The organism is Mariniphaga sp. (genome assembly GCF_041687215.1).
GTDB lineage: Bacteria > Bacteroidota > Bacteroidia > Bacteroidales > Prolixibacteraceae > Mariniphaga.
Map to the genome: position 1 here is coordinate 62,263 of NZ_JAWLCI010000014.1, position 14,269 is coordinate 76,531.

Annotated in this window: 11 protein-coding genes; 6 read left to right on the forward strand and 5 right to left on the reverse strand. The window is 44.2% G+C overall.

Translation table 11 applies throughout. The features are described 5' to 3' along the window. Nucleotide 1 precedes the first annotated feature (1 nt). The 6 genes from ACESMA_RS07435 to ACESMA_RS07460 all read left to right on the forward strand — a co-directional run bounded on the left by ACESMA_RS07435 (nt 2) and on the right by ACESMA_RS07460 (nt 6,003). Nucleotides 2-1,558, forward strand: a complete 1,557-nt coding sequence (locus tag ACESMA_RS07435) for a hypothetical protein (RefSeq protein ID WP_372948155.1) — start codon at nt 2-4, stop codon at nt 1,556-1,558. A 488-nt stretch (nt 1,559-2,046) separates the two neighbouring features. Continuing rightward, complete coding sequence (locus tag ACESMA_RS07440; protein ID WP_372948156.1) at nt 2,047-3,030, forward strand: alpha/beta hydrolase fold domain-containing protein; 984 nt, start codon at nt 2,047-2,049, stop codon at nt 3,028-3,030. Nucleotides 3,031-3,063: 33 nt separating this feature from the next. After that, nucleotides 3,064-4,215, forward strand: a complete 1,152-nt coding sequence (locus ACESMA_RS07445) for an ATP-binding protein (RefSeq protein WP_372948157.1) — start codon at nt 3,064-3,066, stop codon at nt 4,213-4,215. A gap of 139 nt (nt 4,216-4,354) precedes the next feature. Then, nucleotides 4,355-4,708: a hypothetical protein gene (locus tag ACESMA_RS07450; protein ID WP_372948158.1), complete on the forward strand. Its 354-nt coding sequence runs from the start codon at nt 4,355-4,357 to the stop codon at nt 4,706-4,708. Nucleotides 4,709-5,026: 318 nt separating this feature from the next. After that, nucleotides 5,027-5,698, forward strand: coding sequence for a hypothetical protein (locus ACESMA_RS07455; protein WP_372948159.1), 672 nt, complete (start codon nt 5,027-5,029; stop codon nt 5,696-5,698). A gap of 11 nt (nt 5,699-5,709) precedes the next feature. Next, nucleotides 5,710-6,003: a hypothetical protein gene (locus ACESMA_RS07460; RefSeq protein ID WP_372948160.1), complete on the forward strand. Its 294-nt coding sequence runs from the start codon at nt 5,710-5,712 to the stop codon at nt 6,001-6,003. Here the strand turns inward: ACESMA_RS07460 and ACESMA_RS07465 are convergent. From ACESMA_RS07465 to ACESMA_RS07485, 5 genes are all read right to left on the reverse strand, one after another. Then, entirely contained in the window at nt 6,000-6,545 is a 546-nt protein-coding gene (locus tag ACESMA_RS07465) for a gliding motility-associated C-terminal domain-containing protein (protein ID WP_372948161.1), read from the reverse strand. The genes ACESMA_RS07460 and ACESMA_RS07465 overlap by 4 nt on opposite strands. 121 nt (nt 6,546-6,666) lie before the next feature. After that, nucleotides 6,667-7,944, reverse strand: a complete 1,278-nt coding sequence (locus ACESMA_RS07470; RefSeq protein WP_372948162.1) for a hypothetical protein — start codon at nt 7,942-7,944, stop codon at nt 6,667-6,669. A 217-nt stretch (nt 7,945-8,161) separates the two neighbouring features. Continuing rightward, nucleotides 8,162-9,811: a SusD/RagB family nutrient-binding outer membrane lipoprotein gene (locus ACESMA_RS07475; protein ID WP_372948163.1), complete on the reverse strand. Its 1,650-nt coding sequence runs from the start codon at nt 9,809-9,811 to the stop codon at nt 8,162-8,164. Nucleotides 9,812-9,830: 19 nt separating this feature from the next. Beyond that, on the reverse strand, nt 9,831-13,166 hold the full coding sequence (locus tag ACESMA_RS07480; protein ID WP_372948164.1) for a SusC/RagA family TonB-linked outer membrane protein: 3,336 nt from the start codon (nt 13,164-13,166) through the stop codon (nt 9,831-9,833). A gap of 109 nt (nt 13,167-13,275) precedes the next feature. Then, nucleotides 13,276-14,269: PKD domain-containing protein (locus tag ACESMA_RS07485; RefSeq protein ID WP_372948165.1), on the reverse strand; the 994-nt coding region annotated here is incomplete at its 5' end.

A 14,269-nucleotide genomic window follows, 5' to 3' on the forward strand; every position in this document is an offset into this window, starting at 1 on the left:
GATGAAAAAATTCTTCAAAATATTCGGAATCCTCCTCCTTCTGGCGTTAGTCAGCTTTTCGTTTTGGAGCTATTCCAACATGAAAGATCGGCATCTGGGTTACAGCGTCGATTTAAATATCCGGAACGATTCCCCTTCGGAATTAAAAGCAGGGTTTGCCGCAGTGCCCATTACACCAGAGGTTCCCGACCGCTGGGTGGATAAAAACGACGATGGCAAATACAATCCGAAAGACGGCGATAGCTTCACCGACGGCAATGGCAACGGTAAGTTCGATAAGGTGTGGATTGCCGGATTCAGCAACAACAAACCGGCCAATGGTGTGCATGACGATACCTGGGCACGCACCATGGTCATCGACGACGGCAAAACCCGGCTGGCCATTGTTATTCTTGATGTGATTGGTTTTATGCACGATGATGTGGTGGATGTGCGTAAAATGCTGCTCGAAGATTTGGGCTTGACTTATACGATTATTGCCTCAACGCATACGCACGAAGGACCCGATTTGATGGGCCTCTGGGGAAAACATCCGCTGAAAAGCGGGGTGGACAAAGCGTACTTGCAGTTTGTGAAAGAGCAGACGGCAAAGTCGGTGGAAGCTGCGGTGAATAACCTCCGGCCTGCGCGGCTGGAAATTTCGCAGGATTTAACCGGGGCCATTCCCCAGGTGAAAGATACCCGAATGCCCGAGGTTTTCGATTCGGGATTGCGGTTTATCAAAGCCATTGACAAGGAATACGGAACTACACTTGGCAGCCTGCTGGCCTGGGGCAACCATCCCGAAACCCTGTGGAGCGGGAATTTGCTGGTGTCGTCCGATTTTCCCCATTTTTTCAGGGAAGGTGTGGAGAAGGGCTTGTTTAACGGCGACAGTCTGGTGAAACCCGGCATTGGCGGAACCGCAGTTTATCTGAACGGCGCTATTGGTGGGCTAATGACTACACATCCAAGCTATCCAATCATCGATCCGTTTACCGGGGAAGAGTTATTTGAGCCAACTTTTGAAAAAACCGCAGCACAGGGAAACCAGTTGGCACTGCTGGCGCTGGATGCCATGGAAAATCCGTCGGAAGTGATTGAAAAGGCCGGGATTTCGCTGGTGGTGCGCACACTAAAACTTCCCATAAAAAATACCCTGTTTAAGCTGGGAACGGCTTTGGGGGTAATTGACCGCGGAACTGCCGGATGGATGCAAATGCGCACCGAACTGGCAGTGTTTAAACTGGGACCGGTTTCGTTTGTGACCGTCCCGGGCGAAATCTATCCTGAAATCATTAACGGCGGGGTGGAAGCGCCCGAAGGAAACGATTTTGAGATTGAACCGCTGGAGGTTCCTCCGGTGCGGGAAATGATGCCGGGAAAATATAAATTCGTGATCGGACTGGCCAACGATGAAATCGGGTATATCATTCCAAAAAGCCAGTGGGACACGAAGGCGCCTTTCACCTATGGCCGGGAGAAAGCACCTTATGGCGAAGTTAACTCACTGGGGCCGGAAACAGCACCCATTCTGCACAGGAATTTACTTGAGATGCTGGAGGAATTGGGGGAGTGAAGGAGTGGGAAGCACGAAGTTGGAAGTTGGAAGCTTGAAGAGGGAAACACGAAGATGGAAGACGGGAGACCGGAAAAACCTGCAAAACAAGCAGAAATGGCGAAGCCAAAAGGGTAATAGTAATATATTTTAGCTACATGCTTTTGACCCTTCTTCCTTACAGTATTTCCCCTGAAAATGGGAGAACGTTATGATTGCACTTTTTGTTAAAGATGAAACTTTAGCACATATTAAATTAGAACATTTTTCCCTGTTTAGGGAAAATGGCGAAGCCAAAAGGGTAAATTGCTTTTGCCGCATTTTTTCCGGATATTAAAAAGATGGAATCACCACAGCAAAGATATTTGGCAATAAGGAAGTTTGAGAGTTCAAAAGTTCGAAAGTTCGATAGTTTGAAGGTTCGAGGGTTCAAACAACGTCAAACAACATCCAACAATCTCAAAAATCTCCTTTGCGTCTCTGCATCTTTGCGGTAAAAAATAAAACTTATGAAATCAAAAATTTTAAAACGTATTCTGAAAGGCTTGTTGGCGGTCTTTTTTCTTTTTTGTCTACTGATGGTCACCCCGCGGACCCTTGGTTTTTTATTCCCTGAAAAACCGCCGGTGGGATACCATTTTGAAAATCTTTCCCTGGTTGCCCTTGGTGCCGGTCTCGAAAAGCTGGCCGACCTGGAACCGGAAATTCCTGAAAGCATTGAAGAAATTAAAAATGTGGAGTACAAAAATATAAACGGGAAATCGTTGCAAATGGATTTTTACCGGCCAAAAAATGCAGACGGACCTTTGCCGCTGCTATTGTTTATTCACGGGGGAGGGTGGAGGAGCGGCAAACGTTCCGATTACCTGGTCTATCTGACCAGCTTTGCCCAAAAAGGCTACATGACGGCGACGGTGACATATCGTCTGAAAGGCGACAGCATTTATCCGGCGGCGGTGGAAGATGTAACCGAGGCCGTGGAATGGCTGTTCAAAAACGGCGAAAATTATGGCTACGACCCCAACCGAATTGCCCTGATTGGCGGATCTGCCGGGGCACATCTTGCCATGATGGCAGGGTACGGCTGGGAAAATCCGGCGTCCCAGCATACCGGTGAAAAACCTGCCAACCGCGTAAAAGCAGTGGTGGATATCTACGGTCCGGTGGACTTAACTACCGAATATGCACAGAACCAGCCGCTGGTCACCGGTTTCATTGGCCATGCGTACAACGAAAAACCTGAATTGTACCAGCAGGCTTCTCCCATTTTCTGGTTGAGTGATTCGTGCCCGCCAACCCTGATTTTGCACGGTACCTCCGACACGCTGGTGCCTGTTAGTCAGTCGGACACCCTGAAAAGCCGGCTGGATGCACTGGGCGTTCCGTGCGAATACTATCGGGTGCCGCTATGGCCCCACTCCATGGACATCGCCAAACGTGTAAATGATTTTTCGCAACAGAAAATGGAGGCGTTTTTTGAGAAGTACCTTTAATTGTAAGTGGTTTATATTTCTAACTTTGTTGTGATGCCAAAAAAACCGACTTATAAAGAATTAGAGTTCCGGATAAAGGAGTTGCAACTGGAGAGCGAGGAACGGTTCAGACAACTCATCAAAAATTCATTCGATATGATTGTGCTGATTGGCGCTGATGGAATTCAGCATTACGTGAGCGAATCGTGCGAAAAGATTTTGGGTTACAAGCCAGAAGAGTTGACCAATATTCCGGTGATTGAAAAAATGATTCACCCTGACGACCGGGAAAAAACAATGCAGGGGCTTCTGGAGATTGTTGCCAAAAAGGGAGTAGGCGGTGTTCAGTACCGCCATCGGCATAAAAACGGGAGTTGGGTTTATCTTGAGGCGTTCGGCACCAATCAACTGGACAATCCTGCCGTGCAGTCGGTGGTGCTGAATGTACGCGACATTACCGAACGAAAACACATTGAACAGGTGCTGAAAGAGAGTGAGGCTCGCCTAAGCGAAATGAATGCCACCAAGGACAAGTTTTTTTCTATCATCGCCCATGATTTGAAAAGCCCGTTTAACAGTATTCTTGGTTTTAGCGAACTGCTGGCAGAGCAGGTGCAAAAAGGGGATTACAACGGAATTGAAAAATATGCGTCTGTGATTCAGCATTCATCAGGCAGGGCAATGGAACTGCTTACTAATTTGCTGGAATGGGCCCGTTCACAAACCGGGCGTATGGAATTCCAACCTGAGTTTTTCGAACTGAATGTTTTGGTGAAGGAAGTTTTGGCCCTGCTGGAAAATGTCGCTCAGCAAAAGTCGATTACCATCATCAACAATCTGCCTGGTATTTTGCCTGTTTTTGCTGACAGAAAGATGGTTGGAACTATATTACGCAACCTGATTTCCAACGGCATAAAATTTACCCACCGGGGAGGGGAAATTAGAATCAGTTCGCAGGAGAATGATGGTAAAATGGTCGTTTCGGTGTCAGACAGCGGAGTAGGAATTTCCCGGGAAGTTTTGGAGAAACTGTTCAGAATAGAAGAAAATTATACAACCGCCGGAACGAAAAATGAAAAAGGTACCGGCCTGGGCCTGCTGCTTTGTAAGGAGTTTGTTGAGATGCACGGTGGAAAAATTTGGGTCGAAAGCGAAGTGGGGAATGGCAGCACATTTCGCTTTTCATTGCAAGTTTCTACTGATTAAAATGCCTGACGTCAAAGTGAAAAGAGAATTACACCTTTGACCATAAAGTAAAAAATTTGAACCTTTAAGAAAAACAGCTTTATTCCAATCGCTGTAATTTTGAATTGATATGATAAAGTTTTAATTTAAAATTCTGGTTATGAAAAAGTTGTTAGTTGTATTTTTTGTTGCAGGTTGTACATTGGTGGGTTTTGGCCATGACAGCAATTCGGAAAAAGAGGCAGTTAAGGTTGTTCTTGAAAACGAAAAAGTAAAGGTTACTGAGTTTGTCAGTTCTCCGGGCGGTGATGCTTGTGGGGAAGGAAAACACACGCACAAACCGAGACTTGTAATTGCGGTTACCGATGCTTCGGTAAAACTGACCACTGAAGATGGGAAATCGCAGGAGATTGATTTAAAAGCCGGTACTGTTTTTTGGGGCGATGCCGAAACACACTTCGCTGTGAATACAGGCAATCAGGCTGCAAAATTTTATGCCATTGAGGTAAAATAGGGCATATTTTGCTATTGAGCTGGTGACTTCAAGTCACCAGCTCAATAAAAAAGACCCCTGCTTGCTTTTTCCGGTTACAATTCCTAATTTAGCTCCCGTAATATTTTAACAACACAAAAACCAAAAACCTATGTTGAATTCCGGACCAAAAAAACTTCTACTGATTCTTTCCCCTATCCAGTTCATAATACAAAAACATGCGAAATGTGAAGTATTTATTAAAGTAAAGATGTTTGATCATATTTCATTCATAAGAAATAGTGTATGTAATGGTAGAAAGAAAACATAGTTTGGGCAAATTTTAAAAAATGACAAAGAATGGCACGAGGAGTAATGAAACATGGCACAACGAAAACTTTCTTGACAAGAGGTGTTTTTGGTATTTTTCTACGACCAATAATATATTCAGAGACGGATAAAATTCATTTTGAATTTTTAAAAATAATAACCAAAACAATTAAGAGCATTGACAGAGAAATAAATTCAAAATACCGCGGTGTATTACAAATTTGGTTTTCAATGGCTCCTAAAGAACACTTTGAATTATTGTTTCTTCCCGATGAAAATATCCAAACGATGATTCCAATGTTAGAAAAGGCTGAAGTAAACAATGGGGAAGAATGCGCGATTATGACTCAAGGATTTATTTTATATAACCTGGAACAAATTATTAAAAATTCAACCGAGTATAGAAATACAATTAGAATTAATGTTCCTGACTTAGAATCCATCTGTGATATAATTTTTGACAAAAAAAGTAAACAAAGAATTTATTGGGACTACTTTAGAAATGAATTAAAAAATGAAGACCCCAGGAATATTCCAATAATTTATGTTTATGAGGCAACTTCATTATTTATAACTGACAATAATAGAAAAAAAATTGTTATCCAAAGTTGGGATGATGATTTACTGGGAAAATTTGCCTATATTAATGGATTCGCAAACTTCATACAAATTCAAAAAGAGAACTCAATAAAAATGCTTTAACTCAATAAAAAATGGAAAGTAATACAAAAGATGCTTTAATTCGTTGGATTAAAGGAACTGCACCTGAAAGTGCTCATCCGTATGACATGAAACGATTTTATAACGTTGTCTACGAGTGTCTTAAAAATGGAGAAAATATTGATTCTGATGAATTAGCTGAGATTATTCGAGAAAATTTAAACTGGAATGAAAAACAAGTTTTAGATTTTTCAGAAGTAACAGTTATTACAATAGAAAAAATAATGAAATTCATTGATTTCCTCAAGTCAGAAAAACAGATAAACATCTATAATTTTTTAAATTAATCATCTTGATATGGCCTTCTTGAAAATAGCATTGGATCTTCGCTAAATTCTATGCTACAAAGATTTATACAATCACTATCAGGAGGAATTATATCATAATATTCATTATTAGGGTTGTAGGTGGCTAAAGATAAAAAACAACCCTCTATGGTTGTGTCACCAATTTCGAGTTTGTAATAATAAAGCCCATTTTGAGGGTCACTATCCGGTTTGCTTTCAGGAATGCCATTCCAGGCAAGATAATTATATTTTTCATCAGGAATTACATTCGCAATTTGTTTTTTTCCTCGATTAAATATTGAAAGAGAAATATTTGAATCCTTGTAATCTTCTATATCATGGATAACAAACCAATCATTTATTCCATCTCCATTTGGTGTAATTATATGAAAGATTCTAATGGAATGAAATCCAACTTGATGAAGAGATTTTTGATCGCAGGCTTTGCAAATATCTTCGCTCAACCTAAAATATTTTTCTTTTTCACAGGAAAAAAGAATTAAAAGAACTAAAAGAGATAAAAAGGCAACAAAGTACTTCATGGATAAAAATTTGGTTTATTGATTCATAAACAATTATTTTTTTCAAACTTAACAAAAAAAACAGTAGATAATTTTTTTGGATAAAAAGGCTTTTTTGATTCAAATGTGAAAAACCGTATTCTCATTTTTCCACCCCCGGATTCTCCTCAATCATTTTCAGCGATTCTTCCACAAAAATTTCTCCGGTGAATTCGCCGAGCGAGGTGCGGCTGATGTAGCTGTATCGCTCGAAGCTGTTGAAATCTTCTTTTGTCATGATGTAGCCGAAGGCATCGTTGGTGAGGCCGAACAGGAACGGCTGATTGGTTTTCATGTTCCGTTTCAGGTAAAAACCGATGTTGGGCAGCGCTTCGCCGGGAATGTTTAGCACCTGTGCCTGGCCGATATTCAGCAGGTTAACCTGGGTAGAAATTTTACTGAAATCTTCGTTTTGGACAGCCTGTTTTAAAACCGGTGAGTGTTGGAAAACCCATCGCATTTCTTCCGATTCGATGGGAAATTCCACTGTTTTTGAGGTACAGAACAAATCCGGATTTTCCTGCACCGGCGCCGGTTCAATAATGCGCAACGCCTCGTCGGCCATCAGGTGCCCAATACGAATGCACTCTTTCCAGTCGCTGGCTTCCTGTCCGTTTTCGCGGCGGTTGTCGGCCGTTACCATGCCTCCCTGCGCACTGTTCATAAAAATGGCTACCCCGCCAACTTTCGATTCAATCCGTTCATACAGCGGTCCGCATAAATCGGGACTGATGAGTTTACGTTTGGTACCCAGAATTTCGGGATGTGTGGCATAATTGACCAGCGTGGCAATAGTTTTCCCTTTGTTTTTGCCGGATGTGGCAATGGCCTGCATCACGCCGCAGCGTGGATCGTAAAGTTCTGGAGCGTAATAATTGTAGGCGATTTTTCCTCTGGTTTCACCCACCGAGGTTTTCAGGGCAGCCGGTTCCAGGTTGGTCAGGGCTTCGTTTACGGCATCGGCAATTTGGATCACGCACCAGTCGAGGTATTCCAAATCGGCGCCGGTGTTCCCGTTTTCATCGGTAAACGCGTATGCATCGGGAGCGCTGTGGGTGTGGGTAACGCCAATCAGAATGTTTTCGGGCGGAATTTCTTTAATCAGTTCCCGCGAACGGTCGCCCAAAACCGCCGGCCAGCCCAGGTTGTCGATACTTACAATGGCCACCCGCGTTTCTCCTTTTTCAAGCACCAGCGCCCGGACAAACAGGTCGCCCTGTTTTCCGACCGGTAATTCGGGCGTTCCCATTCCACCGGAAATGGGCAGCAGTTTTTCAGGTGTGATTACGCGCAAAGCAGCGCCGGCTTTAAAAGTTTGGGCATTGGTTTGGGTGAAAAAGAGTAATACCAGGATTGCAATCCAAAAGATCTTTTGTTTCATTACTTTAATGGTTATCTCAGAATGGCGAATAACAAAAATCCTGTTTAAAATATAGTATTTAATATATTGCCGTTGTGCTTTAGCCAATGGTTTGAATCACAACAGAGAGAGGAGGCTTCAGCCGCATTTTTACAAAATGTGGCTGAGCCCGGCCCTTTCTTATCATAGCATTCTTTTGGCTGAAGCGCAACAGCAATACTTTAACAACACGAATTGATTAATACGGTTTCCCGGTTCCCTGTAAAACCCATGTTTTCGACCAGGCGCTGTTGTTGCTCGGGTCGCTGCCTTTGTACTGCGTGGGTTCCAGCCGAGAAATAGCTTCTTCGGCATTTACTGTGTTTTTCGAAATTTCGTCTGCAAAATGATAATAGAAACGCAGAGGCAATGCCTGCCTTCTTGCCGATTCACCAGTTTGCAATTCCGGTAAACCGGTCCTCCGCCAATCGAACCACGATTCGGCAGCGGATGTCCAGCTTGCAATCCATTTTTGTTCGATGATACTTTCCAGTCCGGAGTAAGGTGCTCCGTCAATGTACCCGGCTGCACTTCCAACTCCCCAGGTATTAAACGATTGCTGAATGCCTGCCGTGTAGTATTCTTCGGCACTTCCCGGAGCCCAGCCATAAGAAGCTGCTTCGGCCAAAATAAAATGAACTTCTGCAGCCGACATGAGTCGCATTTGCAGTAAATCGCCGTTGGTTTGTTTGTACATGTCGTTTAATTGCGAACAGTGCGGATTGTAAACCGCCTGATCGAGGTTTGGATTTAAATTGTATTGCGGAGCTGCATAAATGGATGTCGGAATACCCACATATTCCGGGTCGAAATCAACGCCAACGCCCCATGATTCGGTGTAGTCGTCAATAATATCCTGCGAGATTTCCCGGATACCGTTCACAATCCGGTCGATGTTTTCGCCTTCCACTTTTTTAAGAGGGATTTCAATTTTATTTGCATAAACGCCCAGACGCGGATCGTTGAGTGCCTGCATGACTTCCACCAGTGTGGCACACATTTTTACCCTGAAATAAGCCCCGCGTGGATCGGTGTCGTAAACCGTGTTGGTTGGCCACGAATCGGATGGTGATGAACCGATATAACCCACTGTAGCATCTTCAGATGCATTTGTGATGACCGGGTACGTTCCGGGAGCTGAGGCTATTTTGCTGATTCCTTCCTGCGCGATGCCGGATTCTTTTTCCGAAAGCCGCATGTAATAGCGGAGTGCCAGTGAATTGGCCAGTTTTCGCCACTTGGTTACGTCCCCTCCATATAACAAATCCTGAGTGGAACTGATGTTGGAATAGGAATCGCTGCTTTGGGAAAGCAGGGTATTGGCACTTTCCAGGTCGGCCAGGATCCCGAGGTAAATATCCCGTTGGGAATCGTACTTCGGCTTGAAAAATTCAGAACCTTCTTCTGCTTTTAACGCTTCTGAATAAGGAGCATCTCCCCAGAGATCGGCTATCATTCCGAAAGTGTAAGCTTTCATTATCAAGGCCACACCTTCGTGAAAAGCATATTCACCCTCCACAGCTTTTTTATGAAATTCATCGATGTTCCTGAGAATTCCATAGTACCCCGACCAACTTTTGCTGTCGATATCCCAGTCGTAATCGTTATGTCCGCCCGACCAGCCGTCAAGTTGGGTGTGCTGCATCACTCCGGCAATGTCGCCCACTCCCAGGTTGACAACCTGTTGCCCGATTCCGGTAATAAAAGTTGGCATCAGCAGATTCAAATCGGCAGTGGCTGGGTCAACACCATTCGGATTGATGTTCAGTTCATCGAGGTCCTTGCAGGAAATGAAAAATGCAAGAACTATTGCAAGGACAAATTTTATATAGTTTTTAAATTGATACATGGTGATACTATTTTATTGTTTAAAAAGAAAAATTCATTTTAAATCCGATGGGAACTACCCAGGGTTCGGCATTGTACCTTTCCACACCCTGCTTAAACCTGCCGTCTCCTTCGGCCTGGTAGGCTCTTTCGGGGTCCACACCAATTCCGGCATCTTTGGTCCAAAGAAGTATGTTGCGACTGTACAGGGCGAAATTTACATCCTGCAACCCAAATTTTTGGGATATTCTTGCAGGCAACCTGTAACTTAATGATACTTCCCGGAGTTTTACATAATCTGCATCGAACAGGTTGGCTTCCCCAATGTCCCATGGATAGCTCACTACGTAAGGCAGGAAAATGGTTCCTTCGCCACCAAGGTTTTCCTGTTCGAGAATAAAATTGCCATTTTCATCGTGATACCCGATCACTCCGGGAGCAAACGTTCCGTCGTAAACGGTCACTCCGCTGAAACTTTCCGGGAAACCGCCAAATTCCGGAGTTGGTCCGCCAACGGGTCTCAGATCATCTGCAAGCAAGAGTCTGTCTTCATTGGCCACTACCCAGTCGCGCAATGCCTGGCTTGGTGCTCCACCCAAATCACCTGGATGAACCAATCCGTCGAGCCACGCTTTCGACATGGAATCTTCGGAAAGGTAGCGGAAGGATTGCGACACATACTGGCCTCCCGAGCGCCAGTCAAAGGTCATATTCAGTGTAAAGTTTTTGTAGCTGAGTGACGACTGCAAGCCCATGATAAAATCAGGGTTATAGTTTCCTACCAACGAATAATCTTCTTCTCCCTGCCACTCGGCATCCAGCCCGCTTCCAAGAATTGGGTAACCATAATATGGAGAATTTTGGTCGGTTACCCGCATCACTTTGCGCGAATATAAATTACCCAAAAGTCCGTCGTGTCCTTCGGCTTCATTTTTTACATAACCGATGCTGCGTACCCTGGCTTCATTCCAAAATTCAACAAATGGCACCTCTTCAGCCAATTCAAGAATAACGGTTTTGTTTTTGGAGAAATTGAGGTTCAAATCCCAGGTCCAATCGTTTGTTCTGACAGGAGTTACACCCAATAAAATTTCAACGCCTGTGCTGCGCAAAAGACCTGCATTAATTTGTACGCCGCTAAAACCGGTGGAGGCAGCCAGCGGAACACCAAGAATTTGATTTTTGTTATCAACCTGATAGTAAGTACCATCTAAACGCAACCGGTTGGAAAATAGCCGGATGTCGGTACCAATTTCATAAGAAGTTGCTTCTTCCGGTAGAAGATTGGGACTGAGCAGTCCGCTCTGTTTGCCCAGCCTGATGGCATCTCCCCACTGGCCGGCATCCTGGTAAGTAGGATACAGCCGGTAAGGCGAAGTATCGTTACCTACCTGCGCTGCACCACCTCTTATTTTAAACATTTCAACCTGGTTTCCCATATTAAAAATCTGATCGACCATAATACTCAGCGAAGCAGACGGGTAAAAGTAGGAACGGTTTTCTGCCGGTAATGTACTGGACCAGTCGTTACGGGCCGTTAAATCGAGGTAAAAAATATCTGCCCATCCCAGGTTAGCCATCGCATACACACTGTTTATGGCTTTTTGGCTCCGGGAATTGCTGTAGTTTAAAGCACCCGAACTGATGTTGTTTACGGTAAACAGATTGGGAACAATCAAACCTGAACCTGATTTTGAAGAATTACTGATGCTGGACCATTTGGCATAAAGTAAATTTCCACCGGCAGATGCCGTAATTGAAAAATCATTCCACTGCTTATCATAAGTTGCCAAAACATCCATATTTCGTTCGAGATTATTACCGGTTACAATTCCATAAGCTCCGTTATTGGGTTCATCCGTATAACCAGGAGCTATTTTGGTTTCCCTTACCTCATCCGATTTATTCAGTGTCATTCTTCCCATTAAACTGAAATCCGGCGTAATTTCCCAGTTTGCCACCAAATTTCCATATACCCGATATCTGTCAAAGCTGTTGTTGATGTCGTAAGCCAGATAATAAGGATTTTCATGCCCGCCGGAAACCCGTTTAATGTCATTTCCCGAACCGTAATCTTTTAAATCTCTGATATCGATATTTGAAGGATGGAAATAAACCCATTGCAACGGGTTTGTACCACGGTTGGATGCAGGGCGGTTATCGGCCCAGCTGTTGGTGAAATTGATGTCTGTGCTTACAGTCAGGTTTTTTCGCACTTTTGACGATGCCGAAAAAGCTAAACTGTTTTTATTCAGATCTGAATTGGGAATTAATCCGTCATGGGTCATGTTGGTAACTCCCAGCCTGTAGTTCAACATCTCTGAACTGCTGGAAATGGATGCTCCGTTGGTTGTGGTAAACGAAAAGTCGTTGATGAAATTTTGGAAATTATTGGGGTAAGAAACCACTTCAATCGGCACCCTTTCACCATTTGCATCAACGGGTGAATGCCACTGAACAGCCCAGTATCCTTTATCATTTTCTGGACCTGCGCCGGTGCCTTCGGTTGGGCTTATTTCCGGCAAAATGCCTCCTCCAAAATTTTCCGGCCTGTAAGAGAAAAACCCGGAAGCAAACTGGGTATGCACGTTTAAATAACGCACCGGAATATCCCACACACTATTCGATGTGATCGTAACTTTCATCCCTTTTTCGGTAGCTTTTTTGGTGGTAATTAAAACCACTCCGTTACCGGCTCGGGTTCCGTAAAGGGCTGCGGCACTCGGGCCTTTCAGAATGGAAACATCCTGAATGGTTTCCGGATCGAGGTCGGCAATGGCGTTTCCATAGTCAACACGGTTGTCGGAACCAAATCCACCTACATTGTTCACGGTGTTTGTCATGGGTACGCCATCCACCACAAATAGCGGCTGGTTATCGGTACTCATCGAGGTTGCTCCCCTGATGACCATGTTTACGGTTGAACCTGCACCGCCGGTAGAACTGATGGTAACACCTGCAACCTTTCCGGCCATAGAATTTAAAACATTTTCCTGGGCAACCCGTGTCAGTTCTTCGCCGGAAACTCTTCCCACAGAAAAGCCGAGCGATTTTTCTTCGCGTTTAATACCCAGGGCCGTAACAACCACCTCTTCCAAAGCTTCAATGCTTTCCTCCATTGAAACGTTAATCACATTCCGGCCCTGAACAGCAATTTCCTGCGTTCTGAATCCCACAAAGGAAAAAACCAAAATTCCGTCTTCAGGTGCATTTATGGTGTAATTTCCGTCAGCATTGGTAATTGTTCCTATGGAAGTTCCCTGAACAATAATGCTAAGGCCGGGCAGCGGAGTGCCGTCGGTTGTCGAAGTTACAGTACCGGTAACTCTTATGGTCCCCTGATCTACCGGGTTTGTATTGGTGTCTGAATCTGCCACAACTTTTCCGTTTAAAATTAAAAGGGAAATTGACAGTATAAAACAGAACAGATACTTCGTATAAATTTTTATTGAAAATAGTCGTTTCATATCGAATCTTTTGTTTAGGTTAATTGACTACGGAGAATGTGAGAATCATGGCAGTTGTGCTTAAAGCAATCAGTGGGTCCTGGCTTACAATGGCATCAGGACTCATGGTTAAAAACATAACCAGCCGCATGGAACTGTCGGTAATTTCCTGAACAATCACTTTTCTGTGAAAATCCCTGACACCAACAAAAGCCGATGAACCCGAGAAAACGAGAGTCATAACGCCGGGATATGTAACAATAGGGATTCCCGGAGGTTGAACGCCAGTGGCAAAGGCGGGTATGGTGGGAATGGAGAAGTCTTCGCTTTCGTTGAATTTAAATTTAGCATTATCGTCGGGAGTAAAGGTAGTCAGTGCAAATGCGTCTGCTCCAAAGACTGCTTCCCCTCCTGTTTTGGTGATGGAGGCCAGCCCAAATTGCTGCAAAACCATTCCATAAACAATTCCTCCAAATGAAGAACCATCGGTTGTATTTTGCCTGTAGGAACCATCATAATAAAATGTAAATTCATCGTTGTAGGCTTCCGGTAATCCCAAATACAAATCGAAAGCTCCGGTGGGTAAATATTCAATGTCTTCGTCCATCAGCGAAAGCGAGGCATCAGAATTTACCAGTTTGTCGTTCACCGAGTGGGCAGCAGCGAGTTTCCAGGTTTTGCCGTTGTAATCATCGGCGGTATGGTCGCCGGTTAGCAGTGCATAGGGTGTAAGTTCAATGGCCAGTTTTACCTCTTTTGTTACAGAACTTCCGGAACCGTCACTGGCCGTTAAGGTAGCCACATAGTAGCCGCCTTCTTCGTAAACGTGTACCGGATCTTTTTCGGTGCTGGTGTTCCCGTCGCCAAAATCCCAGTTCCAGTTTATGGCGCTGTGGGTAAGTGCAGTAAATGCAACCTGTTTCCCGGCCACACTGTGAAATATTTCTGCTGAAAGCGGAAACGTGGGTCGGGTTTCATCTTCTTTGCACGATGGAAGCAACACAACCACTATGCATGAAAAGATTAAAATTAAA

Excerpts from the sequence above, each read along its gene's own strand:
- ACESMA_RS07435 (WP_372948155.1), top strand. The coding sequence starts at position 2 with ATGAAAAAATTCTTCAAAATATTCGGAATCCTCCTCCTTCTGGCGTTA.
- ACESMA_RS07440 (WP_372948156.1), top strand. The coding sequence starts at position 2,047 with ATGAAATCAAAAATTTTAAAACGTATTCTGAAAGGCTTGTTGGCGGTC.
- ACESMA_RS07445 (WP_372948157.1), top strand. The coding sequence starts at position 3,064 with ATGCCAAAAAAACCGACTTATAAAGAATTAGAGTTCCGGATAAAGGAG.
- ACESMA_RS07450 (WP_372948158.1), top strand. The coding sequence starts at position 4,355 with ATGAAAAAGTTGTTAGTTGTATTTTTTGTTGCAGGTTGTACATTGGTG.
- ACESMA_RS07455 (WP_372948159.1), top strand. The coding sequence starts at position 5,027 with ATGGCACGAGGAGTAATGAAACATGGCACAACGAAAACTTTCTTGACA.
- ACESMA_RS07460 (WP_372948160.1), top strand. The coding sequence starts at position 5,710 with ATGGAAAGTAATACAAAAGATGCTTTAATTCGTTGGATTAAAGGAACT.
- ACESMA_RS07465 (WP_372948161.1), bottom strand. The coding sequence starts at position 6,545 with ATGAAGTACTTTGTTGCCTTTTTATCTCTTTTAGTTCTTTTAATTCTT.
- ACESMA_RS07470 (WP_372948162.1), bottom strand. The coding sequence starts at position 7,944 with ATGAAACAAAAGATCTTTTGGATTGCAATCCTGGTATTACTCTTTTTC.
- ACESMA_RS07475 (WP_372948163.1), bottom strand. The coding sequence starts at position 9,811 with ATGTATCAATTTAAAAACTATATAAAATTTGTCCTTGCAATAGTTCTT.